16 protein-coding genes and 2 pseudogenes are annotated in these 23,122 nt (G+C 68.5%); 12 read left to right on the top strand and 6 right to left on the bottom strand.

Annotation, left to right across the window (positions count from 1 at the left end):
• Positions 1–149: 149 nt before the first annotated feature.
• Both ACS5PM_RS23135 and ACS5PM_RS23140 read right to left on the bottom strand, forming a co-directional pair.
• Positions 150–1,316, bottom strand: a complete 1,167-nt coding sequence (locus ACS5PM_RS23135; RefSeq protein WP_439390070.1) for a GDSL-type esterase/lipase family protein — start codon at positions 1,314–1,316, stop codon at positions 150–152.
• 476 nt (positions 1,317–1,792) lie between these two features.
• The gene (locus tag ACS5PM_RS23140; protein ID WP_439390071.1) at positions 1,793–3,310 is read right to left on the bottom strand and encodes a tryptophan halogenase family protein; all 1,518 of its coding nucleotides are present in this window, start codon (positions 3,308–3,310) and stop codon (positions 1,793–1,795) included.
• A gap of 174 nt (positions 3,311–3,484) precedes the next feature.
• Here ACS5PM_RS23140 and ACS5PM_RS23145 point away from each other — a divergent pair, with 174 nt between their 5' ends.
• The 7 genes from ACS5PM_RS23145 to ACS5PM_RS23175 all read left to right on the top strand — a co-directional run bounded on the left by ACS5PM_RS23145 (position 3,485) and on the right by ACS5PM_RS23175 (position 15,105).
• Positions 3,485–4,879 carry a hypothetical protein gene (locus ACS5PM_RS23145; RefSeq protein WP_439390072.1) on the top strand — a complete coding sequence of 465 codons (1,395 nt, stop codon included), beginning with the start codon at positions 3,485–3,487 and terminating at the stop codon, positions 4,877–4,879.
• Positions 4,880–5,011: 132 nt separating this feature from the next.
• Complete coding sequence (locus ACS5PM_RS23150) at positions 5,012–8,155, top strand: TonB-dependent receptor (protein ID WP_439390073.1); 3,144 nt, start codon at positions 5,012–5,014, stop codon at positions 8,153–8,155.
• Positions 8,156–8,324: 169 nt separating this feature from the next.
• Entirely contained in the window at positions 8,325–9,797 is a 1,473-nt protein-coding gene (locus tag ACS5PM_RS23155; RefSeq protein ID WP_439390074.1) for a tryptophan halogenase family protein, read from the top strand.
• 205 nt (positions 9,798–10,002) lie between these two features.
• Positions 10,003–11,199 carry an efflux RND transporter periplasmic adaptor subunit gene (locus ACS5PM_RS23160; RefSeq protein ID WP_439390075.1) on the top strand — a complete coding sequence of 399 codons (1,197 nt, stop codon included), beginning with the start codon at positions 10,003–10,005 and terminating at the stop codon, positions 11,197–11,199.
• Between the two features lie 10 nt (positions 11,200–11,209).
• The gene (locus ACS5PM_RS23165) at positions 11,210–13,201 is read left to right on the top strand and encodes an ATP-binding cassette domain-containing protein (RefSeq protein ID WP_439390076.1); all 1,992 of its coding nucleotides are present in this window, start codon (positions 11,210–11,212) and stop codon (positions 13,199–13,201) included.
• Positions 13,202–13,215: 14 nt separating this feature from the next.
• Complete coding sequence (locus ACS5PM_RS23170) at positions 13,216–14,562, top strand: TolC family protein (RefSeq protein WP_439390077.1); 1,347 nt, start codon at positions 13,216–13,218, stop codon at positions 14,560–14,562.
• 180 nt (positions 14,563–14,742) lie between these two features.
• On the top strand, positions 14,743–15,105 hold the full coding sequence (locus tag ACS5PM_RS23175; RefSeq protein WP_439390078.1) for a PilZ domain-containing protein: 363 nt from the start codon (positions 14,743–14,745) through the stop codon (positions 15,103–15,105).
• A 163-nt stretch (positions 15,106–15,268) separates the two neighbouring features.
• Here ACS5PM_RS23175 and ACS5PM_RS23180 read toward each other — a convergent pair.
• Positions 15,269–15,736 (bottom strand): annotated as a pseudogene (locus ACS5PM_RS23180) (transposase); the annotation flags it as partial.
• A 132-nt stretch (positions 15,737–15,868) separates the two neighbouring features.
• Here ACS5PM_RS23180 and ACS5PM_RS23185 point away from each other — a divergent pair.
• From ACS5PM_RS23185 to ACS5PM_RS23200, 4 genes and pseudogenes are all read left to right on the top strand, one after another.
• Entirely contained in the window at positions 15,869–17,035 is a 1,167-nt protein-coding gene (locus tag ACS5PM_RS23185) for an epoxide hydrolase family protein (RefSeq protein ID WP_439390079.1), read from the top strand.
• Positions 17,010–17,693: an AraC family transcriptional regulator gene (locus ACS5PM_RS23190; RefSeq protein ID WP_439390080.1), complete on the top strand. Its 684-nt coding sequence runs from the start codon at positions 17,010–17,012 to the stop codon at positions 17,691–17,693. Before ACS5PM_RS23185 ends, ACS5PM_RS23190 begins: the two co-directional genes overlap by 26 nt.
• A gap of 103 nt (positions 17,694–17,796) precedes the next feature.
• Positions 17,797–18,288 carry a GFA family protein gene (locus ACS5PM_RS23195; RefSeq protein ID WP_439390081.1) on the top strand — a complete coding sequence of 164 codons (492 nt, stop codon included), beginning with the start codon at positions 17,797–17,799 and terminating at the stop codon, positions 18,286–18,288.
• Between the two features lie 136 nt (positions 18,289–18,424).
• Positions 18,425–18,586, top strand: a pseudogene (locus tag ACS5PM_RS23200) (3-oxoadipyl-CoA thiolase); the annotation flags it as partial.
• A gap of 82 nt (positions 18,587–18,668) precedes the next feature.
• On the opposite strand, the gene ACS5PM_RS23205 reads toward ACS5PM_RS23200, so the two are convergent.
• Positions 18,669–20,105 carry a glycoside hydrolase family 5 protein gene (locus ACS5PM_RS23205; RefSeq protein ID WP_439390082.1) on the bottom strand — a complete coding sequence of 479 codons (1,437 nt, stop codon included), beginning with the start codon at positions 20,103–20,105 and terminating at the stop codon, positions 18,669–18,671.
• Between the two features lie 474 nt (positions 20,106–20,579).
• On the opposite strand from ACS5PM_RS23205, the gene ACS5PM_RS23210 reads away from it, so the two are divergent.
• Positions 20,580–21,203, top strand: a complete 624-nt coding sequence (locus tag ACS5PM_RS23210; RefSeq protein WP_439390083.1) for a tRNA-uridine aminocarboxypropyltransferase — start codon at positions 20,580–20,582, stop codon at positions 21,201–21,203.
• Between the two features lie 19 nt (positions 21,204–21,222).
• On the opposite strand, the gene ACS5PM_RS23215 is transcribed toward ACS5PM_RS23210, so the two are convergent.
• Entirely contained in the window at positions 21,223–22,233 is a 1,011-nt protein-coding gene (locus ACS5PM_RS23215) for a transketolase family protein (RefSeq protein ID WP_439390084.1), read from the bottom strand.
• Entirely contained in the window at positions 22,230–23,087 is an 858-nt protein-coding gene (locus ACS5PM_RS23220) for a transketolase (protein WP_439390085.1), read from the bottom strand. Before ACS5PM_RS23220 ends, ACS5PM_RS23215 begins: the two co-directional genes overlap by 4 nt.
• Positions 23,088–23,122: the final 35 nt, after the last annotated feature.

A 23,122-nucleotide genomic window follows, 5' to 3' on the forward strand; every position in this document is an offset into this window, starting at 1 on the left:
GGACTCGTGTCGCTGGTGGATACCCACCGGCGCTTCCAGCGTCAACCATGAACCGCCGTATGCGGAACCGCACGTACGGTGGTGTGGGAGGACGGCGGGGGTGACCCCGTCTCCTACCCGATTGTCGCGCTCCTCGTCGTTCCAGGCTTTCAGGGTCGCTCGGCCAGCAGCCTTTGAAGAGTGGGGGCCATCGCCTGCTGCCAGATCGCGTACCCCTTCTCGTTCGGATGCAAGAGGTCGGGCATGACCTCCTTGCTCAGCGTCCCGTCGGGCTCGAGCAGCGCGGCATTGATGTCCAGGTAGTGCACGAGGCGGCCGTCGGCCAGTCCGGCGATGATCTTGTTCAAGCGCTCGTTGACGCCGCGCAGCGGGTCGTCGGGCTTCTCGCCGCGAGGGAAGACCGCGAGCAGCAGCACCTGGGCCGAAGGCAACCGCTGGCGCAATTCGTCCAGGATGTGCCTGACGCCGGCGGCGGTGCTCTCGGGACTGCGTACGCCGGAATTGTTGGTACCGATCATCAGCACCACCAATTTGGGCGCCAGGCCGTCGACCTCGCCTTGCTGCAGCCGCCACAGGACATTCTCGGTACGGTCGCCGCCGAAGCCCAGCGCCAAGGCGTGGCGCGGGGCGAAGTGGCGCTCCCACACCGTCCGCCCCGCCTGTTCCCAGCCTTGGGTGATGGAGTCGCCGATGAAGACCACGTCGGGTGGAGTGCCCGCCGCGATGAGCCGGTCCTTCTCCTGCAGCTTCTGGCGGTGCAGCGGCAGCCACCAGTCGATCGAGAACGACTCCGCCTGCGGTGCCGCAGTGAAGGACTCGGTGCGGTAGTCAGGGCATGACAGGTTGGCCTTGGCCTGGCGCGTGATGCGCACGTTGGCCACGCTGACGCGCCCGCGTCCCGCGCCTTCCAACGCGAACGGCAGCCTCACCCCTGAGAAGTCGGATCCTTCGCGGACGAAGCAGCTCATCGCCAGGGCGACGTGCTGCCAGCCCTTGCCGGCCCAGGCACGCGCCGGCTCGATCAGGTTGACCGAGCGTTCGCACCATTCGCCGCAGCCCACGACCGCCCGCACGCCGCCTGCGGCCAGTTCGCCGACATCGAGATCGAACTCCAGCGTGCCTCCCAGGTAGGGGCGCAGGTCCCGCGGCTCGCGGCTTTCGAAGCGAAGCCTGGTCGCCCACTGGTCCTTCCACTCCAGGACCACCGCCTCGCGCCGGGCGCTGTCGCCTCGCGCCCTGGCGCTGACGGGGTTGGCGCCGGGGGCCACGACGCTGTCGCCCGTCAATTCGGCCTGGTGGCCCCAGCTTCCGACCATGGTTCGCCATGCCGCCGCGGGTGCGGGAAGGATCACGAGGTCGGGGTCGGCTTGCGCGAGTGCGCTTGACAGGCCAGCGGCCAGGGTGAGGCCGAGAAGGTGAGGGCGTGGGCTGATCTTCACGGAGTGGTGGAGCTGTGTGTCTTGCGATGGATGCCTGCTTTTGGCCCGCCACGCCGCATCCAGGCCGGCTCCCCTGGTGATCACGGGCTCATCAAGGCGGCAGGCGACGATCTGCGCCACGCGGCCAGCGACGGCCATGCGCCGTCGAGCTGGCTGCTGCCGGCCGCAACGGCGCCGGACCCGCGGCGATGCGCCACTTCGACGTGGGCGCCGGCGTGCTGGCGTTGCCGGATTTGGTCAGACCATGCTGAACAGCTGTTCAAAGTGGTCAGGCCAGGTGGTCAGGCCAGTTGGTCATGCCAGTGTCGCCAGATCGCCTGAGAGGCCTGACCAGTGAAAACCCGCAGGCTAGGTCAGGAGCCGAGCCTGGCCAGGAACTCGGTGTGGGTCGGCATCGCCTTGACCGTGCGCTGGATGGCGTCGCGCACGCCGTCCATGTGCCGGCGCACGAGGTCGATGTCGACCAGGTCGACATAAGGGTCGCGGTGCTGCGCGACGACGCCCAGGCCCAGCAGCAGCGAGACCCACGAGGGTTCGGCAAAGCCCTCGGGATCCAGCAGGGCCACGCGCCCGGTCTGCCGGAACAGCTCGATCTGGTGCTTCAGGCTGTCTGGGATGCTCATCGCGGCGCAGGCGCGCCAGAACTCGCTGTCGCGCCGCTCCCCGAGCTTGTAGTGCAGGATGATGAAGTCGCGCACCGATTCGTATCGGATGGCCATCTGGCGGTTGAATTCGTCGGCCAGTGCGGGCGCGAACCTGCGGTCCGGGAGCAGGGCGGTCAGGCGGCTGGCGCCCTCCATGATGAGCTGGATGCTGGTGGACTCCAGCGGCTCGAGGAAGCCCGACGACAGGCCGATGGCGACCACGTTCTTCACCCAGGACTGTCTGCGCCGCCCGGTGACGAAGCGCAGCTGCCGCGGTTCGTCGAGTGCCGGTCCGTCGAGGTTGTCGAGCAGTTGCCGCGCAGCCTCGTCGTCGCCGAGGTGGCTGCTGCAGTAGACGAGGCCGTTGCCGGTCCGGTGCTGCAGCGGGATGCGCCATTGCCAGCCGGCGCTGCGGGCAGTCGAGGTGGTGTAGGGCGTCATCGGATCCACCCGCTCGCACGGGACGGCGAGAGCGCGATCGCATGGCAGCCAGTGGCTCCAGTCCTCGTAGGGCGACTGCATCGCGCCGCTGATCAGCAATGCGCGGAAGCCCGAACAGTCGATGAACAGGTCACCCTCGACGCGCTGTCCGTCGCGCAGGTGAACGGCCGTCACGAAGCCGTTCTCCGGCGAGGTCTCGACCCGGGTGATGGTGCCCTCGATCCTTCGGGCGCCGTGCCGCAACGCGTAGTCGCGCAAGTAGTTGCCGTACAGCGCTGCGTCGAAGTGGTAGGCGTACTCGAAGGCGCTCGCAGGTGAAGGATCGCCCGGCTTCGGCGGCATGAATCGCAGGTTTCGCGCCATCGTCGTCGCCGTCGACCACTCCTCGTAGGACGGCAGGTTGGGATCCTGCTCGCGCAGCCGAAGCCAGTAGGCCCACAGCGGCCGGTTGTGGATGTGCGGGCCGAAGCCGCCGAAACCGTGGAAGAAGCGGTGACCCTGGCGGCCCCAGTCGCGGAACTCGATGCCCAGCTTGAAACTGGCCTGGGTCTTGCGGACGAAGTCGGCCTCGTCGAGGCCCAGCATGCGGTTGTAGAAGCTGATCGTCGGCAAGGTCGCCTCGCCGACGCCGACGGTGCCGATCTCTGCCGACTCCACCACCGCGACGTCGCAGTGCAGGTCCGGCTGATCCGGTCGGCAGAGCATGCGCGCCAGGGGCGCGGCGGTGATCCATCCGGCGCTGCCGCCCCCGACGACGACGATCCTCTTCAATGCACGGCTTGACATGAAACCCCTTGGGTGTGGCAATCTGGTCATACCAACTGGTCAGACCAGTACTTGCCCTAGGTAAAACTGGTCGGGCCGCAATTTAACATTCGTAACGTCGAGGGTGCTCGCGTATCTGCCTTGAACGCGCAGCGATTGCGGCATCAATCCATCAGAACCAGGAGACAGCACGTGATGCAGAAGGTGTTCCGGAGGGGCCACGCACTGACGCAGTTGGCGGTGTGTGCAATGTTGGCGGCTTGCGGCGGCGGTGGCGACTCGGGAGGCAGCAGTGGCGGGCGGCTGCAGCAGATCGACTTCGACTACCCGGGCGGCGGCATGCTGCTCGATGGTCCGGTGACATTGCACGCCGTGGCCACGTCAGGGCTGCCGGTGAGCTTCGAGTCGACGACCCCCGATACCTGCACCGTGTCGGGCGACCAGCTCACCCTGGTGTCCGCGGCTGAGTGCCGGGTCGTCGCGCGCCAGGAGGGCGGCATGACCGACGACGGTGTGCTTTGGGCGGCGGCGGACGAGGCGAGCCAGCTGTTCGTCGTGCTCAAGCATACCCAGCAGGTGGCCTTCGCGCCGCCGGAGTATGTCTACCGTGCCAACACGAGCACGATCCAGCTCAGTGCGACCTCGGAATCCGGACTCCCCGTCACTTTCACGAGCTCCACGCCGGCCGCTTGTACGCTGGAAGGCAGCACGGTCAAGGTGCTGGCCAAGGGGGTATGCGCGGTGAAGGCCGCGGTGGACGGCAATCATGACTATGCCGAGCAAACGGTCGATCGCTTCATCGCCATCGACCCGCTGCTGGTCGCGGATGGCTTCGACCCCGCCGGCTCCGGTCGTGGCTATTCGGACACCATGAGCACCAAGCAGGCCGGCAACGTGACGGTCAACGCCTGGGGCAGCCCGCTGGGCGTGGGCTGGGAGAAGTGCGACGGCGATGCCAGCGGCGATTGGTGCTACCGGACGGTGTCGGCCGATGGCTCGACGATGACCTCCGCGCTGCACTATCCCGAGGCCAACTGGAGCCCGGGCGGCTGGCAGTACGGCTTCAATCGCATCGACATCTTCGCTCCCGGGCTGAGCCAATTCAACGCTTCGGACAACACGACGAGTGGCCTGCGGGTGACCACCGAGACGGCCCTCGGTTTCAACCTTGGCATCAACCATGGCCTCTTCATGGCTGGCAGGCCCATCGTCATGCACATCGACCTGGGCAAGCGCAACAACGGCTGCAATGTCAGGCTGAGCGCGCAGGTGTGGCCCGCCGACGGGCTGGCCAGCTACTCCTTCCCGCTGAGTGACTTCGTCGTCACCGATGGTTGCGGCCTGGCTGGCGTGGACACGGCCTCGCTGGACGACCAGGTGCGCAAGCTGCCCAACCCGAACTCCGATTACGCCGGATACAAGGCGGCGTTGGAAGGGATGCAGAAGGCGCGCGACTCGGCGATGAAGGAACTGAAGGAGTCGGACATCGTCCGCGTGCGGTTCCACCTCATGGATGTCAATGACAGCCAGTTAACGGATGGCGTCTATGCGTCCGACGTGACCCTCAAGGGCGCTATCAAGATCCAGTAAGCGCGAAGGGCCCGCCACGCAGGAGGGACTGCCAATGTTGCGCGGCCGCCGGTTGCCGAGCCAACCGCCGGAAAAGGCATGCCCGCAGCACGGCGAAGCGTACGAAGTACCGAAGGACATACGGAGACATCCATGAGCAAGCAATTCCGGCCCACGCCGATTCACCGCGCAGTCATCCAGCTGGCGCTCCTGAGCGCAGGTGGCGTCGCGGCCACGGCGTACGCACAGACGCAGGCGGATGCGGACAAGACCGATGAACCGAGCCAGGTCATCGTGGTCAAGGGCCAGCGGGCTGCACTGCAGAGCGCGCAGAAGATCAAGCAGAACGCCGACGAGATCGTCGACTCGGTGGTGGCCGAAGAGGCCGGCAAGCTGCCCGACAAGTCGATCACCGAGGTGCTGCAGCGCGTGGTCGGCGTGACGATCGAGCGCCAGCGTTCGACCAACAACGACCCCAAGCACTTCTCGGAAGAAGGCTCGGGCATCAAGGTGCGTGGCCTGTCCTGGGGCGCGTCGACCCTCAATGGCCGCGAGGTGTTCTCCGCCGGTTGGCCGGGGCGCGACCTGAGCTGGTCGGCGGTGCCGGCCGAGCTGATGGCCGGCGTGGACGTGTACAAGAATCCATCCGCCGAGAAGATCGAAGGGGGTGTGAGCGGCCTCGTCGACCTGCGCACGCACCTGCCGTTCGACTTCTCCGGCACCAAGAGCTACGTGTCCTTCGGCAGCAACTACGAGGAGAGGACCGGGAAGGCTTCGCCGGCCATTTCGGGCCTGTTCTCCACCCGGTGGGAGGAGGAGTCGGGTCACTGGGGCGTGCTCGTCGACCTGGCGATGAACAACTCCAGCTACGAGCAGCAGAAGCTGGACGTCGGGGCTTACTTCCCGCGCACCGACGTGATCCCCGGGCGCACGGTCTGGGCCCCCACTGGAGCCGACTGGGGGCAGAACCTCGGAACCTCCAATCGCAAGGGCTTCTACGGCGCCCTGCAGTGGAAGAAGAACGAGATGCAGTCGGCCTTCACGGCCTTCGTGTCGAACTCGGTGGAGCGGAACACCGGCTCGAATGTCTACCCGAACTTCGGCGATCCCAACTTCAACTCCTCGCCGTACCACGTGGTGATCGACAACCCGGTGGTCGACGATCGCGGCGTGGTGGTTTCCGGCCACTACCGCTATCCCACCGGCAACAAGGGCGCGAACAACTTTGCCGAGGGCGGCATCAGCATGGGCACGAGCCGCGCCTTCAACGAGCACAGGACCAGCACCGGCGAGCTGGCCTGGAACTTCAAGTGGAACGTCGACGACCGCTGGTCGGTGCAGAACGACCTGCAGTACGTGAGGTCGACCTTCCACACGCGCGGCGAGGAGGTGCAGACCGCCACCTTCATCCCGAGCATGGACATCAACACGGCCGGCAATGGCCCGGTGCAGCTGGGCTTCGACCAGCACACCCGCGACTTCCTCGCCAACCCCGACAACTATTACTGGCTGTCGGTCATGCCTGGCCGCCTGAAGGGCGAGGCGAACCTGTACGCCTGGAAGGCGGACGCGAGGTACAAGTTCGACGATCCGGTGCTGAGGGATATCGGCTTTGGCGTGCGCAGCAGCTACCGCACCTCGGTACGGGAAGCCGCCGTCTATGCCGGTGACCTGAACAGCGTGGGCTGGCAGTCGATTGCCGTGCCCTGGGAAGTGCGCCAGACCAAGATCCCGGGCACCCTCCCGACCACGGCGGACGATCCGACGTGGGCTCCGCGAGCCAACTTCGGCTACCTGAGCGACCCGCGCTATGCCGCGGCTGGCCAGGTGGAAGTGTTCAACTATTCGCCTTTCGGGGGCAACCAGCCGCCGAGCGTAGTGTTCCCCACCTACGGCATGCTGAAGGACTACAGCAACTATGCCAAGCTGCTCGGCGAGGTGCGCTACCAGCAGTGCCTCGACGGCGCGCGGCATGACGGCAGGGCGGACTCGACCTGCGTCGCCGACAACTACAAGTGGGACACGACGCTGCACTACGGGCTCAACCCGAACATGACCAGCGACGTGGCCGAGGCCACGCACGCCGCCTTCACCAACCTGCGCTTCGGCTTCGACGACTGGGCCGTGCCGATGGAAGGCAACGCGGGTGTTCGCCTGGTCTACACCCGCCGGGTGTCCCACGGCTTCACCAACCTGGAGCCGAAGTACGACGATCGCACGCCGCCGGATGTGCCGCGCTTCGAGTCGATCGACGACCCCCTGGACGTGCAGACCAGCCACGTCGATGCGCTGCCGTCGATGAACCTGAAGTTCAACCTGTCGGGCGACGACAAGCTGATCGGCCGTATCGCGGTGGCACGCAGCCTGTACCGCCCCGGTTTCAACCAGGTGCAGGAGTCGGTGGCGCTGAAGCAGACCATCGATACCAACAACAACAAGGTGACCTACACCGGCGAGAACACCGGCAACGCGAAACTGCGCCCGCTGAAGGCCGACAGCCTGGATCTCGCGCTCGAGTGGTACCCCCGCCCCGGGCAGATGGTCACGGCCACGGTGTTCTACAAGGACGTGAAGGACGTCATCTACAACTCCTACTACACGCGCAACTACAACAGCGTCGGCGGCAACCCGCAGGCCTTCACCATCAAGGGACCGCGCAATGCCGCCGAGGCCTGGGTGCACGGCTTCGAGCTGAATGCGGAAACGTACCTGGATCACTTCGATGCGTTGAAGGACACGCTGCCGGACTGGGCCAAGGGCTTCGGGGTGTCGGCGAACTACACCCACATCGACAGCAGCCAGAAGTTCTATCGCGACGCCCAGGTAACTTACTGCCCATCCAACGCCGCCATCGCCAACGACGCCATCAAGGTCTACGGCTGCGACACCAACGGCTTGCCCCTCGGTGCCCAGCCGGTGCAGGGACTGGTGAAGAACGCCGCCAACTTCGCCCTGCGCTACGACCGGTACGGCTTCTCCGCCCGACTGGCCTACAACTGGACCGACCGCGTCCTGCAGAACCTGGGCACCGAAGGCCAGAACGGCACGAGCGCCGATCCCCAGCGCGCCGGCGCACAGGACACCTGGTGGGGCCTGCCACGCTACCAGGAGGCCTACGGCCAGTGGGACGGCGGCATGTCCTACCAGTTCACCGACAAGCTGAGCATGTCGTTGAGCGTGACGAACCTGAACAACGTGACGGTGCGCTACACCAACATGCAGACGCCGGGCTTCATGGGGACGAGCTGGGCCTTCCCGGGCCGCAGTTACTACCTCACGGGCCGCTACGAGTTCTGAAGCACCGAGGGCGAGCCCTCGCCCATCGAGAAGCCAGCGGCGAGGGGCTCACCACCCCTCGCCGTTTGCCGTATTGCCGTTATAGGGCGATTGGTGCGGCGATTTCGGCCATGGGATCAGCCATGATCGGGCAGTGACGCTGTATCCCTGTTGAAGCCCGGAGCAAGCCATGTCGCAGAAATTTGACCGCATCGTCGTCGTCGGAGGCGGCAGCGCCGGGTGGATGACCGCCACCGCCCTCGTCACCGGCCTGAAAGGGCGCGCCTCGGTGGAGGTGGTGGAGTCGGAGGACATCGGGATCATCGGTGTCGGGGAAGCCACCTTTCCTTCCATCCGCGAGTACAACCGGCTCGTCGGCATCGACGAAGCCGCATTCCTGCGCGCCACCAACGGCACGTACAAGCTGGGCATCCGCTTCTGCGACTGGCTGGAGCAGGGGCGCGACTACTTCCACACCTTCGGCCACTTCGGCAACCTGTTCGGCTCCCAGACCCTCTGGGGCCAGCACCGGCGCATCGGTCTGGACGAGCCCCTGGGCCTGCAATGCATGCCTACGGTGATGGCCATGCAGGGCCGCTTCGTGCTGCCCGACGAGCGGGCCCAGTTCAAGTACGCCTACCACTTCGACGCGGTCGAGTACGCCGCATTCCTGCGCCGCCTGGCGCTGCAACGCGGCGCGCGGCACACGCAAGGTCGCATCGTCGATGTCGTTCGCCGCGCCGATGGCGGCGTGGCCGCGGTGCAGTTGGAGGACGGGCGCCGCCTCGAGGCCGACCTGTTCGTCGACTGCTCGGGCTTCCACTCGCTGCTGCTGGGGCGCACCCTGCAGGAGCCTTTCGTCGACTTCAGCCACTGGCTGCCGGTGGACAGTGCCTGGGCTTGTCCTTGCGAGCGCACCGGCGAAGAGTTGGCGCCCTACACCCGCGCCACTGCGCTGGAGGGCGGCTGGGCCTGGCGCATCCCCCTGCAAAGCCGCACCGGCCACGGCCATGTCTTCTCGAGTCGCTTCATCGACGCCGATCGTGCACGCGAACAGCTGGTGGCGAGGCTGGATGGCACGCCGCTGGCCGAGCCGCGCCTGCTGCGCTTCACCACCGGCCACCGCGAGCGTTTCTGGGTGAACAACGTCGTGGCCGTCGGCCTGTCGTCGGGTTTCCTGGAGCCGCTGGAGTCCACCAGCATCTACCTGATCCAGGACGGCATCTCGCGCCTGATGTCGGTGCTGACCGCGGGCCGCCCGCTCCACGACGATGACCGCGCGCTCTTCAACGACGGATCGGCGCGGCGCTTCGGGCGCATCCGGGACTTCATCATCCTGCACTACTGCCTGACCCGCCGGCGCGACAGCGAGCTCTGGCGCCACGTGGCCGGGATGCAGCTGCCGGAGACCCTGGCCTTCAAGCTGGACCTGTGGCGCCGGTTCGGCGTGCTGCACGAGTACGACGAGGAGGGCTTCGACGCGACCAGCTGGCTGGCCATCCATGCGGGCATGGACCATTGGCCCGAGCGGGCGGATCCCGTCTTCGCCGAGATTCCGCTTGAGCGCGCCCGGCACGCACTTCAGGCCCACCGCAAGGCGATCGCTGCCACGGTCGAGCGGATGCCTGCGCACCACCGCATGCTGAGGCAGGTGCTGGGCTAGAGCCGCCTCCGCGACGCCGGATCCAGCAGGGCACCGCATCTGGCCGGCGCCACGTCGGCCTTTCGCCCAGCGATGACGGCCGGGCTCACCTGGATTCGCGCCCCTTCGCCGGCCAGGTCGAGTCCAGAAGACGACGTACGATGCCGCACCGTTCGAGGCGCCGCGGTCCGCGGTCAGTTCAACGGGGAGGGTAGAAAGCGAAATGATGTCCGACAAGACTGCCGAGGTGCGCCCGCGCCCATCCGGGCGCCTTCGACGTGCCTTGCGCTCCTGGTGGGTCCGGATCGGGCTGCTCGCGGCCCTGGTGGCCACCGGCGCCCTGGCCTGGAGCGCCCTCGCGCCGCGCACGCCGCCGCCGCCGCCTCCCACCGGCGAGGCGGCCACCGCCGACATCACGCAGACCGTGCTGGCGGTCGGCATCCTCCAGCCGCGTACCAAGGTCGACGTGGGCGCGCAGGTGAGCGGCCAGGTGCAGAAGATCCACGTCCAGCTCGGCCAGCAGGTGAAGAAGGGCGAGCTGCTCGTCAGCCTCGACCCGGCGCTGGCCGAGAGCGACGTGGCCCAGGCCGATGCCGCGGTCGCGCAGCAGGCGGCCCTGATCGACAGCACCCGAGCCAGCCTGTCCATGGCACGGCGTGAGGCCGAACGGCAGCACCGCCTGCTCAGCGGCGAGGCCACCGCGGCGGCCGAGACCGAGCGTGCCGACACCGACCTGGCCCGGCTCGAGGCCGACCTTCGCGGCCAGACGGCCACCTTGAATCGCCTGCAGGCCGAGCTCGTGCAGCGCCGGCTGCGCCTGGGCTACACCGCCATCACCGCGCCCATGGACGGCACGGTGGTGAACCTGCCGGTGCAAGAGGGCCAGACGGTGACGGCGATCCAGGTGACGCCGGTGATGGTCACGCTGGCCAACCTCGACGAGATCACCGTGCGGGCTCGCGTGCCCGAGGCCGACATCGGCCAGGTGCTGCCTGGGCAGAAGGCGAGCTTCGTCACCCTCGCCGGCGAGGCGCAGCGCCACCAGGGCCGGGTCCGCGTGATCCAGCCGATTCCCGAACGCGCGGGCAATGCCGTCTTCTACAACGTGCTGTTCGAGGTGACCAACCGCGAGCGCCGGCTGCTCTCGGACATGACCGTGCAGGTGAGCATAGAGACTGGCCGGGCCAACAAGGTGCTGGCCATCCCGATGGTCGCGCTCGGCGCGCGTGGCGACGATGGCCGCTACGCCGTGCAGGTGCTGGGCAAGGACGGCAAGCCGGAGCCGCGCAGCATCCGCACGGGGCTGCAGGATGGCGCGCGGGTGCAGGTCTTCGAAGGCCTGAAGTCCGGCGACAAGGTGTTGCTGGCGCCACCGCCCGTCGACGCGGCCTCGGCGGCGGCCAGTGCCGCCTCATCGGTCTGACGCGGTGGCGTTGATCGAGCTTGCCGGCGTCGGCCGGCACTACCGGCTGGGCGACATCGACGTGCCGGCCCTGGATGGCGTGGACCTCGTCATCGAGGCTGGCGAGTTCGTCGCCATCATGGGCCAGTCCGGCTCGGGCAAGAGCACCCTGATGAACCTCCTGGGTTGCCTGGACGTGCCGACCGCCGGCCGCCTGGCGGTCGATGGCCGGGATGCCGGGACGCTCTCGCCCGACGAGCTGGCCGCGCTGCGCCGCGAACGCTTCGGCTTCATCTTCCAGCGCTACCACCTGCTGCCGCACCTGGACGCACGCGCCAACACCGGGCTGCCCGCGCTGTACGCCGGCGTACCGTCACCCGTGCGCCAGGCACGCGCCGAGGCGCTGCTGCAGCGCCTCGGGCTCGGGGCGCGGCTGCACCACAAGCCCAACGAACTGAGCGGCGGCCAGCAGCAGCGGGTGTCGATCGCCCGGGCGCTGATGAACGGCGGCCAGATCATCCTGGCCGACGAGCCCACCGGCGCGCTGGATTCGCAGTCGGGGGCGGAGCTGCTGGCGCTGCTGGCCGAGCTGCACCGCGGTGGCCACACCATCATCCTCGTCACCCACGATGCGTCGGTGGCGGCGCACGCCCGGCGCATCATCGAGCTGCGCGACGGGCGTGTCGTGCGAGACAGCGGGACGCCTGCGGACCACCGCCGCGGGGTGCCCTCCGAGGAGGACGCTGCCCCGGCCGGCGGCGGCTGGTGGCAACGGCTGCGCGGGCAGTGGCGCGAGGCGATGCACTCGGCGCTGCAGGCGCTGCTCGGCAACCGGCTGCGCTCGGCGCTGTCGATGCTGGGCATCAGCATCGGCATCGCGGCGGTCGTCAGCATCGTGGCCCTCACCACCGCGGCGCGAGGCAGCGTCGAGCGGGACGTGGGCGCCTTCATGCAGGGCCGCATCCTCGTCTACCGCGGCAACCCGATGCTGGCCCCGGGCGTGATGCCCCGGCCCTTCCTGCCGTCGGAGCTGGCGGCGATAGGCGCCTTGCCCGGCGTGCGCGGGGTCACCTTCGAGCGCGAGGCGCAGATGACGGCGCGACACGCCAGTCGCGACAGCATGGTCAGCGTGCTCGGCGCCGAACTCCACACCCTGGCGATGCGCAAGCTGAAGGTGGTGCAGGGTAGAGAGCTGACGAAGAGGGATTTCGACTCCCGCGCCCAGGTGGCACTGATCGACGAGAAGGCGCGCGACAACCTGTTCCGGCCGGGCGAAGCGGTGATCGGGCGCACGCTGCTCGTGGCGCCGCAGGTGCAGCCCAGCGGGACGGGGGCGCCGGCCCCGGAGGGCGTGGCGCTGCCGGTCACCATCGTCGGCGTGGTGGCCGAAAGCGGAGGCTTCGCGCAATTCGGCTCCTGGCTGGGGCGCGTCTTCGTGCCGCACACCACCTTCTCGCAAAAGCTCGACCTGCGCCTGGATGCGGACAACTTCAACGTCCTGCTCGACTTCGCCGTGCCGCCCGACGAGGTGCGAAAACAGGTCGCCTACCGGCTGCGGGCGCTGCATGGCGCCGAGGATTTCGGCATCTGGAGCGCCGACGAGGAGTTCCGCAAGTTCCAGCAGGTCACGGGTGTCATGTCGCTGCTGTTCGCCGGCGTGGGGGCGATCTCGCTGCTCGTGGGCGGCGTCGGGGTGATGAACATCATGCTGGTGTCGGTCAGCGAGCGCACGCGCGAGATCGGCATCCGCATGGCGGTGGGGGCGAGGCAGGCCGATGTGCGGCTGCAGTTCCTCGTCGAGGCGGTGCTGCTGTGTTGCCTGGGCGGGCTGGCGGGCGTGCTGTTGAGCTGGCTGGGGGCGCAGGTTCTGAATCGGGTGCAGGCCGCGTTGCAGGTCGAGGTGAGCGGGGCTGCCCTGCTCGTGGCTTTCGGGGTGTCCAGCGTGGTCGGGCTCGTCTTCGGCACGCTGCCGGCGCGGCGCGCGGCGGCGCTGAGCCCGGTGGATGCGCTGGCGAGGGAGTGATGGGAGCTTCGACGATGAAACGGTGGCGCCACGCGGGCTGGGCCATGGTCGGCATGCTGGCCGGATGTGCCTTGCCGGCGCCCCCCGAAGGAATGCCTGCCGTGGCCGCGCCCGCGGCCTGGGCCACCCTGCAAGCCGAGCCCGCGGCCGGGCATTGGACAGGGCCGACCGACCCGGCGCTGCAGCGATTGCAGGAAAGGGCCATCGCGGTCAACCGGGACATCGCACAGGCGCTGCTGCGCTGGCAGGAGGCCCAGCGGCAGGAGCAACTGGCCGGCCTTGCGCGCCAGCCCACGCCCGCGCTGGACGCCAGCGCAGGCGCCACTCGTTCGTTCGACCCCGGCGCCCGGCTGCAGCGTTCGGTGTCGCTGAACCTGGGCGCCGGCTATGAGATCGACCTGTGGCAGCGGCTCGCTTCCGGGCAGGAGGCCGCCGCCGCGCAGGCGCGGGCCGCCGAGGCCGATCTGGCCGCGGCGGGGGTGCTGGTCCGTGCGAGCGTGGCCGAGGCCTGGTGGACGCTGGCCGCGATCGCCGCGCAGGCGCCGTCGCTCGCGCTGCAGATCGAGGGCGCCGAGCAGGCCGTCTCGTTGACACGGCTGCGCGTGCAGGAAGGCAAGCTGCTTCCGATCGAGATCGACAAGGCGGCGGCGACCCTGCAGGGGCTTCGCCTGCAGGCGGCCCAGCAGGCCGAGCTCGACACCCGGCAGCGCCTGCAACTCGGCCTGCTGCTGGCGGACCCGGCGTTCCGGCTGCCCGAAGCACCGGCGCTGCCCGCGCAGCCGTCTGCCGATTGGCGAGCCGGCGAAACCCCCGAGCAGGTGCTGGCCCGCCGGCCCGACGTCCAGCAGGCCCGTGCCGGCCTGGACGCAGCCTTGCAGACGCTGCGCGGCGCCGAGGCCGCACGCTATCCGCAGTTGCGCTTCGACCTGGGCGTGGGCACCGGTGGCGCCCATTGGAGCGATTGGCTGGAGCATCCGCTGGCGCGGCTGAGCAGCACGCTGCTGGTGCCGATGATCGATTGGCGGCGCCTCGACCTGGCGCGACAGGACGCCCTGGGCCGGCACGAGCTCGCCGCCCTGGCCCTGCGCGACACCATGCACCGGGCGCTGGTCGAGATCGAGCAGCTCGCGGCCGAGCAGGCCCGGCTCGGTGAAGAACAGGCGGCGCAGGCGCGAAGGCTCACCGAGGCCCGCACGGGCGAGCGCCTGGCCGAGCTGCGCCTGGCCGTGGGCGCCATCAGCCGGCTGGATTGGCTGCAGGCGCGAAACGCCCGGCTGGCCGCCGAGCAGGAGTCATTGCAACTCGGCCTGCGCCGGTTGCTGAACGCCGTGGGGCTGCAGCGCGCGCTGGTGGCCGGGTGAGGGCCGCGGCCGTGATGCGCACCGCGTCACGTTCGAGGGCCATGCATCGTTGCAATTGGCCCCTCAAGTGGCGCGCCGAACCGCCGAAGACAGGTCTCCAGCTCCCTCCAGGACCAGGCGCCGCGCCCGTGGGTGCCCTGCGTGCAGCCTCTCGAACATCGACCTGAACCAGCCGACCCGATGAAGGACGACAAGCGCGAAGCCTTGAGAGCTGCCATCGCGGACGCGCTGGACAGGCGCAGAGGCATGCGCAAGCCGCTGTGCGTTCCGGCCGGAATGGTGGTGGCGGGCAAGCAACTGACCGTTCGCACGGTCGATATCGGCGTGCGAGGCCTGTCGATAGAGGCCGACGAGGCCCTGCCGTCCCAGGCCGAGTGCCACATCGTCTTCAACCTGCCTGTCGAGGGCCGCGCCCACACGCTGCGCCTGCATGCCACCGTGGTGCATGCCATGCGCGGCCGTTCCCAGGAGTACAAGGTCGGCCTCGCGCTGTCGAACATCGGCGCGCAGGACCTGCGCCTGATCGAGCAGTTTCTCGCCTAGGAGTCTTCGCGGCAGAAGCCGCGAAGACTCCTAGCCTGCGGCTGTATGTCCAGCTCCCCCGAGCCCCCTCCACGAGGGAGCTCCAGCATGATCGGGCGCACCCTCCAGCCTCCCGCCGAGCGGGAGGCTCCAGTCAGATCGACGATCTGGCACCGCATCGCGCTCACACCGCTTTCATCGTCGCCATGCGCCGCAGATTCAGTGCCATGCACACGAGCTTGCACTCGGCTCGCACCCGGTGCAGCCCTCGCATGCTGAACTGCCGGAACCCCAGCACGTTCTTGATCCAGCCGTTGGGCGGCTCGGCGATCCACTTGCGCTTGCGGTATGCCGCTTTGCCTTCATCGCTTTGCAGCTTGGCGACCATCGCCGCGGTGTGCGGGTATTGCCGGGCGTCGAGCTGGGCGTGTTCCTTGCCTTCCCGCCCGAGCGCCACCACCAGATCGATCGGTGCGTTCTTCAGGTTCTCTTCGCTGCGGTAGCCCGCGTCGGCCAGCCCCAGCTCGGGCAACTCGTCCAAGTTGTCCTTGATCGCCTGGATCATCGGCAGCAGCCAGTTGGCATCCGGCGCGACGTTGGGCTGTGCTCCATGTCGACGATCATGAACGGACTCGTGCACCAGGATGCTGGCACCTTGACAGAAGTATCGAGATCGGCGCTGCCGAATGTCGCAGCGCCCGGCCGTGTCGGTTTTCTACAAGATCGCGCCGTGCCTTTCGCGGACAGTGACGTCACTCGCCACTGATGACCGAAAGGAAGCACCATGGACTCGACGATCCGCCCCTTCAAGATCGACATGGCCGACGACCGGATCCTCGACCTGAGGCGGCGCCTGGCCGCGACGCGCTGGCCGCAGCCGGTGGTCCAGGACTTCAGCCACGGCCAGGCGCCGGCGCTGGTGCGCGAACTGGCCGCCTACTGGGCCGACGGATTCGACTGGCGCGCGCAGGAGGCCCGGCTGAACCGCCATCCGCAGTTCGTCACCGAGATCGACGGCCAGACCATCCACTTCATCCACGTGAAGTCGAAAGAGCCCAACGCCATGGCGCTCATCCTGACGCACGGCTGGCCCAGTTCGCCGGCCGAGTACCTGGACCTGATCGGTCCGCTGACCGACCCGCGCGCGCACGGGCTCGACCCCTCGACGGCCTTCGATGTCGTGATTCCCTCGGTGCCCGGCATGGGGCTGTCATCACCCCTGGCGGCGACCGGCTGGGACGCGGCCCGCACCGCGGCCGCCTGGGACACGCTGATGAAGCGCCTGGGCTACACGCGCTACGGGGCCCAGGGCGGCGACGTGGGCGCGCTGGTCACCCGCGAACTCGGCATCCTCGCGCCGCAGGGCCTGGCGGGCGTCCACGTCCAGCAGGTCTTCGCCTTCCCCAGCGGCGCGGCCGGTGAGATGGAAGGGCTGTCGCCTTTCGAAATGGAAGGCTTCCGGACCCTCGAGTCGTTCCGCAAGTACGCGGGCTACGTCGACATCCAGTCCAAGCGTCCCGGCACGCTGGCCTATGGCCTCGTCGATTCGCCGGCGGCCTTGCTGGCGTGGAATGCCGAGCTGTTCTTCGGCTTCGAAGGCGAGCGCGCGGCCCAGGTCGACCGCGATCGCTTCCTGACCCACGTCTCGCTCTACTGGTTCACCGGCACCGGCGGCCAGGCGGCCGAGTTCTACCTGGCCAACGCGGCCAGCGGCGCAGGCTATCGCGACCTGCCGAACGACACGCCCACCGCGGTGGCCGTCTTCCCCGACGACTTCCGATCCGTTCGCAACTTCGTGGCCCGCTCCCACACCCGGCTGCTACAGTGGACCGAGATGCCTCGCGGCGGTCACTTCGCGAGCGAGACGAATCCCGATCTCGTGATCGAAGACCTGCGTCGATTCTTCGGTCGACTTCCACTGGAAGATGCCCCCAGCGCCCACCCTCGTTGAGGAAGAACGCCTGGCGGACTCGCCGTTCGTGGCGAAGATCCGCCGGGTCCGCTACGCCGCCGATGCGCGCGAGCTCGCGCTGCCCGACGGATCCTGGGACCTGCTCTTCCTGCGCCGCGCCCACGGTCCGCTGATCGCTGTCCAGACCGGCCAGATCGCGGCCCCGCTGGCGGTGGACAGTTCGGCCGGCGACGAGATGCTGACCATCGCCTTCAGGCCCGAGGTCTACATGCCCCGCCTGCCGGGGCGCCTGACCGCCCACCAGGGCGTCGCGCGGCCGGTGGAAGGCGATCGGCGCTTCTGGATCGACTCCGAGCGCTTCGAGGTCCCGAGCTTCGACAACGTCGAGAACTTCGTGGACGCACTCGCGCGCAGCGGCCTCCTGGAGCGCGACCGGGTGGTCGTGCGAGCGCTGCAGGGCGCACACCAGCGGCTGGACGAGCGCAGCATCCAGCGACATTTCGCGGAGGTCACCGGCCTGGGACTCAAGGCCTTCCAGCAGATCGCCCGCGCCCACGAGGCCGCCGCTCAGTTGCGCGCCGGGCACTCGCCAGCGGCCGTCGCAGCCGACCTGGGCTTCAGCGACCAGGCCCATCTCACCCATTCGCTCAAGCGATTCCTCGGCCAGACGCCGCGGCAGATCGCCACGGCCGGATAGGCACGTCCGCACCACTGCGAAGCGACGAGGTGCAACGCCCGCCCTGCAGCGCCAGGCGCGCCAGTTGCCCGTCGGCCGGCCATCCAATTCAGGAGCCATGAACATGCAGCCCACGACCGCCGAATCGTCCTCCGCTCCCAGCACCAGCTCCGCCGCCTCCGAGTTGACAGGCCACTGCCTGTGCGGCGCCGTGACGATCACGGTGGCGGGCCGGCACGACCCGCGCGTGGGCGCCTGCCATTGCCGGATGTGCCAGCGGTGGTCCGGCGGGCTGTTCCTGTGCTTCGAGGCGGACGCCTCGGCCGTCACCGTCATGGGAGAGGTGACGCGCTATCGCTCTTCGGCCTTCGCCGAGCGCGCCTTCTGCCCGCGCTGCGGCTCGCACCTGTGGTTCAACGACGTCGAGGAAGGCGGCGAGCCCCGCATCTATGAGCTCATGCCCGGCCTGTTCGACGCGGCACGCGACTGGCCGCTGAGATCCGAGATCTACGTGGACCGGGCCATGGCTTCGGTCCCTCTGGGCGGCGATCACCGCCGCAAGACGCGGGCCGAGTACGAGGCCGAGAACCGGTTCGTCGAAGGCGACCTGGAATGACGCCGCTCGCGCGCGGCGGCACAGTGTCCTGACGATCCGGCTCGCAGGGCCAGCCGTGCCCGCACTGGCGTCACCAATGCACTCAGGGGGTGGTCTGGCCCGAAGGCACGGTGACGGCCGGCAATGCCTCCGGCTCCACGGCGGAGCGATCGCGCTGGGCCATCCGCCGGGCGCGAGCGGGGGGCGCCTGGCCATGACGGCGGTGAACCAGCTTCACCGCAGCGGCGGCCGCCATGCGCTGCGCACGATGTGCATCGGCGTCGGCCAGGGCATCGCGCTCATCCTCGAGCGGGTCTGAGCGCGGAGGCCCCCCTTGAAACGCGGTCAGGAGCCGGGACGGTGGAGGGTGAGCCCGGACACCGCCCGACCCCGGCTTCGGCTTACCTCGCGTTGACGATGGCGCTGATCAGGCTGGGGAAGTACTTGGCACCGTTGGCGCGGTTGAACAAGCCCATCTGGTGGTCCCCGCTGTAGCCGTTGTCCCAGTACATCGGCACCTGGCCGCGCTGGCGCGTGGCGCTGGTGATGTACTGGTCCCAGTAGGTGCGGTACTGCTGGCTGGGATCGACGTTCAGCCGCGCGATGGCCGCGTACTCGCCCACCACCACCGGGATGCCCAAGCCATCGGTGAAGCGCTGCTTGAGCTTGTCGAACTGGGCGTTGACGTAGCTCTCGTTGGCCCAGGTCTCGGTATTGGCGGGGTTGGTCGCGATGCTGCCCCACTGCCAGATGTTGTCGTTGGCGGTGTTGATCGTGAAGTCGTACGGGTCGTAGTAATGCACCTCGAGCAGCAGGCGGTTGCTGGCGCTGTCGTTGGGCACGGCGAAGAAGTTGTAGGTGTGGTCGACGTTGGTGTTGAAGCCCTGCACGACCAGGTGACGCGTGGCGTTGTTGCCGCCGGTGGCGCGCACCGCGTTCACGAAGGTCTGGTTGAAGCTGTTGTGGACGGTGTAGTACTCGCTGGTCGGCGTGCCGTAGTCGCCGTCGATCATCACCTCGTTGAGCGCGGCGAACAGCAGGTGGTCGTCGTAGTTCTTGAAGTTGTTGGCGATCTGGGTCCAGAACTTGGTGATGCGGGCGTTGGCGAAAGCCTGGGTAGCGTAGTTCGGCTGCATCCAGCCGCCGTCCCAGTGGATGTTGATGATGGCGTACAGCCCCGCATTGCGCGCGTAGTTCACCACCTCGGTCGCACGCGCCATCCAGTCGGCGCGGATGTTGTCGTTGGAGTCGGCGTACTGCTTCCACGACAGCGGGATGCGTACCGAGTTGAAGCCCGCGGCCTTGATGGCATTGATCAGCGCCGGCGTGGTCGCGGCATTGCCCCAGTTGGTCTCGCCGCCGATCGCCTCCAGCGAATTGCCCAGGTTCCAGCCCGGGGCCATCTCCTGTGAAAGCTGCAGGCTGGTGATGTTGCGCATCGTGCCCGGCGAACCCGGCGTGCCGCCGCCGCCTTGGGCCGAGACGACCACCCGGGTGGCGTCCGCGGCGTTGGAGCTGTACGAAGCGTTGCCGACGTTGAACTTGATCCAGTACCAGTAGTGGGTGCCGGTGGCCGCACCGCTGTCGACATAGCTGGTGATGCCGGCGTTGTTCAACTGTGCGACGCGGCTGCGGCCGGTCGGGTTGCTGTCGGTGTCGCGGTAGACCTGGACCTTGCTGATGGCACCCGTCACCGTCCAGTTCAGCGTCACGTTGTTGTTGCTGCCGGTGGCGGTGAGGCAGACGGTCGCGCCACCGCCCCCGGCGCAACTCTGCGCCTGCGCCAGCGGCGCGGCGCCGAGCGCCAGCAGGAAAGCCAACGACAAGACATGCTTCATGGTCTACCTCTTCGGGTGAATGGCCCGGCGCGCTTGTCTCCTGCACGCTCGGGCGGTTGGGGAAGCAGTGGAGGCCCTCCGGGCGCCGCGCCCACGATCGCGGCGACGTCCCGGATTCGCCTGGGAACCAGCAGAGCGAAGACACCGTGCAGCGCGGGCCGGGCGGGACCGGGACGCTGCTGGAGACCTCGCTTCAGGGCCTCTTCATCGGCGGGTCAAGCCATGAAGGGGGCGAGATGCTTTGCGCGTAGTTTGTTAGGTGACCTGACCAATCTGGTCAGGCCAGTGTCGCAAAGCCGACGGCCGTTCACTCGGGTGAAAACCCGAGTCGCCGTTCCTGTCTCAGGAGATTTCGGTTCTGCGTTGTTTCAGGATGCATCTCGCGTGGGCGGGAATTGGCCCTACCAAGGTGCATTGGTCGGGCCAATGCAGCGGGCCGATTCGCACACTGTCAAGCCGTGCGAGCATCCGCCGGTGAACAGTTCGTCCTCCCTCGGCCGCGCGGTTTGCGGGCGCTGCCTCCGCCCGCACCGGACCTGCGTCTGCGCGCTGGCACGTCCGACCGCCCATCGCACCGAGGTCCTGGTGCTGCAGCACCCGCAGGAACAGCGCCAGGCGAAGAACAGCGTCGCTCTGCTTCGGCTGTCCTTGGCGCACTGCAATGTGGTCGTAGGCGAGCGCTTCGAGCCGCGGTCGCTGCAGACCCTGTTGGAACGCCCCGGGCGGGACACGCGCCTGCTGTATCCCGACGTGCCCGCCGCGCCGGCGCCGGCTTTGCCAGGGGCCACGAGCGACACGCCCGTGCGGCTCGTGGTGATCGATGCGACGTGGCGCAAGAGCCTGCGGATGCTGCTGGAGCATCCGGCCCTGGCGGCGCTGCCGCGGCTTGCGCTGGACGCGCCGCCGCCCACCCGCTACCGCGCCATCCGCCCGGCGCGGCGTGCCGACCAGGTCTCGACGCTGGAGGCCACCGTGCAGGCCCTGGCGATGCTGGAGGGCCCGGCCTTCGATGCAGCGCCGCTGCTCGACGCCTTCGGCCGCTTCGTCGCCGGCGTGGCGGACCGCCAGCGGCCCGGGGCATCGGCGCGCCCGGAGTAGCCCGCCGCCTCTCGGCGCCTCAAGCCAGCCAGCCTTTGATCCGGCTGCCCAGGACTTCGCGACTGATGCCGTAGCGGTCGTGCAGGGTCGGCAGCGCGCCGGCATCCAGGAACGCATCCGGCAGCCCCGCCAGCTGGAAGCCGGCCGGCTGGACGCGATGGCGCAACAGCGCACTGGCCACGGCCTCGCCGAGCCCGCCCACCACCGAGTGGTTCTCGGCGACCACGACCAGCCGGTGCTTGTAGCGCACCGCCTCGACGATCGCGGTTTCGTCCAGCGGCTTGATCGTGGGGCAATGCAGCACGGCGACGCCGATGTTGTCCTTCGCCAGGTCCTGCGCCACCTCCAGCGCACGCATGGTCAGGATGCCGCTGGAGATCACCAGCACGTCGGCGCCTTCGCGCAGCATCTTGGCCTTGCCGAGCTCGAAGCGATAGCCCTCGATCTCGTCCAGCACCAGGGGCACCTGCCCGCGCAGCAGGCGCATGTAGACCGGGCCCTTGTGGGCGGCGATCTGCGGGACGGCCTGTTCGATGTCCAGTGCGTCGCAGGGATCGACGATGGTCAGGCCGGGGATGCCGCGCATCATCGCGAGGTCCTCGGTGGCCTGGTGGCTGGGGCCATAGCCTGTCGTCAGGCCGGGCAGGGCGCAGCAGATCTTCACGTCGAGGTTTTCTTCGGCGATCACCTGGTGGATGAAGTCATAGGCGCGCCGGGTGCCGAAGACGGCATAGGTGGTGGCGAAAGGCACCAGCCCTTCCTTGGCCATGCCGCCGGCCGCGCCCATCAGCAACTGCTCGGCCATGCCCATCTGGTAGAAGCGCTCGGGGTAGGCCTGCGCGAACAGGTGCAGGTCGGTGTACTTGGCCAGGTCCGCCGTCAGGCCGACGACCTCGGGGTGCTTCGCGGCGTACTCGACCAGCGCCTTGCCGAACGGCGCCGCCTTGACCTTCTGCCCCTCGGACGCGATCGAGGCGATCATCGCCGAGGTGGTCAGGCGGGGCTTCTTTTCTGCGGTGGTGGCGCTCATGCCGAGGCTCCTTCAGCTTGCACTTGGGACCGGGACTGGTCGAGGATCGCGAGGGCCTGCTGCCACTCGGGCGGGTCGACCCGGATGAAGTGGTTCTTCTCGCGCTGTTCGAGGAAGGGCACGCCCTTGCCCATCAGGGTGTCGAAGAGGATGACGCGCGGCTGGGCGTCCTTCAGGTCGCGAGCGGCGTCGAAGGCCGAGACGACGGCGGCGAGGTCATTGCCCTTCACTCGCTGCACGTGCCAGCCGAAAGCGGCCCACTTGTCGGCCAGCGGCTCGAAGCCGAGCACCTTGCCCGAGGGCCCGTCGGCCTGCTGGTTGTTGATGTCGACCAGGCAGATCAGGTTGTCCAGCTGGTGGTGGGCGGCGGACAGGGCCGCCTCCCAGGTCGAGCCCTCGTCGAGTTCGCCGTCGGACATCGAGTTGTAGACGAAGGCGGGGTTCTTCTTCTGCTTCAGGCCGAGGGCGATGCCGACGCCGATGACGAGGCCCTGGCCCAGCGATCCACCCGAGATCTCCATGCCGGGCGTGTAGGCGGCCATGCCCGACATCGGCAGGCGGCTGTCGTCGCTGCCGTAGGTCTCGAGCTCGCTCTCGGGGATGACGCCAGCCTCGATCAAGGCGGCGTAGTGGGCGATGGCGTAGTGGCCGTGGGAGAGCAGGAAGCGGTCTCGCCCCTCCCACTGCGGCTCCTGCGGCCGCAGGGTCATCGAATGGCAGTAGGCCACGGCCAGCACATCGGCCCAGCCCAGGGCCTGGCCGATGTAGCCCTGGCCTTGCACCTCGCCCATGCGCAACGCGAAGCGGCGGATCCGGTAGGCGCTTTCGCGCAAGTCGTCTATCGATTCAGACATGACAGTCCTTTGGAAGTGGGTGAATTCGAGGGCCG

Source organism: Ideonella flava (assembly GCF_051857595.1).
In the GTDB taxonomy this organism is placed as follows: Bacteria; Pseudomonadota; Gammaproteobacteria; order Burkholderiales; family Burkholderiaceae_C; genus Ideonella.

Excerpts from the sequence above, each read along its gene's own strand:
- ACS5PM_RS23135 (WP_439390070.1), bottom strand. The coding sequence starts at position 1,316 with ATGGTCGGAAGCTGGGGCCACCAGGCCGAATTGACGGGCGACAGCGTC.
- ACS5PM_RS23140 (WP_439390071.1), bottom strand. The coding sequence starts at position 3,310 with ATGTCAAGCCGTGCATTGAAGAGGATCGTCGTCGTCGGGGGCGGCAGC.
- ACS5PM_RS23145 (WP_439390072.1), top strand. The coding sequence starts at position 3,485 with ATGCAGAAGGTGTTCCGGAGGGGCCACGCACTGACGCAGTTGGCGGTG.
- ACS5PM_RS23150 (WP_439390073.1), top strand. The coding sequence starts at position 5,012 with ATGAGCAAGCAATTCCGGCCCACGCCGATTCACCGCGCAGTCATCCAG.
- ACS5PM_RS23155 (WP_439390074.1), top strand. The coding sequence starts at position 8,325 with ATGTCGCAGAAATTTGACCGCATCGTCGTCGTCGGAGGCGGCAGCGCC.
- ACS5PM_RS23160 (WP_439390075.1), top strand. The coding sequence starts at position 10,003 with ATGTCCGACAAGACTGCCGAGGTGCGCCCGCGCCCATCCGGGCGCCTT.
- ACS5PM_RS23170 (WP_439390077.1), top strand. The coding sequence starts at position 13,216 with ATGAAACGGTGGCGCCACGCGGGCTGGGCCATGGTCGGCATGCTGGCC.
- ACS5PM_RS23175 (WP_439390078.1), top strand. The coding sequence starts at position 14,743 with ATGAAGGACGACAAGCGCGAAGCCTTGAGAGCTGCCATCGCGGACGCG.
- ACS5PM_RS23185 (WP_439390079.1), top strand. The coding sequence starts at position 15,869 with ATGGACTCGACGATCCGCCCCTTCAAGATCGACATGGCCGACGACCGG.
- ACS5PM_RS23190 (WP_439390080.1), top strand. The coding sequence starts at position 17,010 with ATGCCCCCAGCGCCCACCCTCGTTGAGGAAGAACGCCTGGCGGACTCG.
- ACS5PM_RS23195 (WP_439390081.1), top strand. The coding sequence starts at position 17,797 with ATGCAGCCCACGACCGCCGAATCGTCCTCCGCTCCCAGCACCAGCTCC.
- ACS5PM_RS23205 (WP_439390082.1), bottom strand. The coding sequence starts at position 20,105 with ATGAAGCATGTCTTGTCGTTGGCTTTCCTGCTGGCGCTCGGCGCCGCG.
- ACS5PM_RS23215 (WP_439390084.1), bottom strand. The coding sequence starts at position 22,233 with ATGAGCGCCACCACCGCAGAAAAGAAGCCCCGCCTGACCACCTCGGCG.
- ACS5PM_RS23220 (WP_439390085.1), bottom strand. The coding sequence starts at position 23,087 with ATGTCTGAATCGATAGACGACTTGCGCGAAAGCGCCTACCGGATCCGC.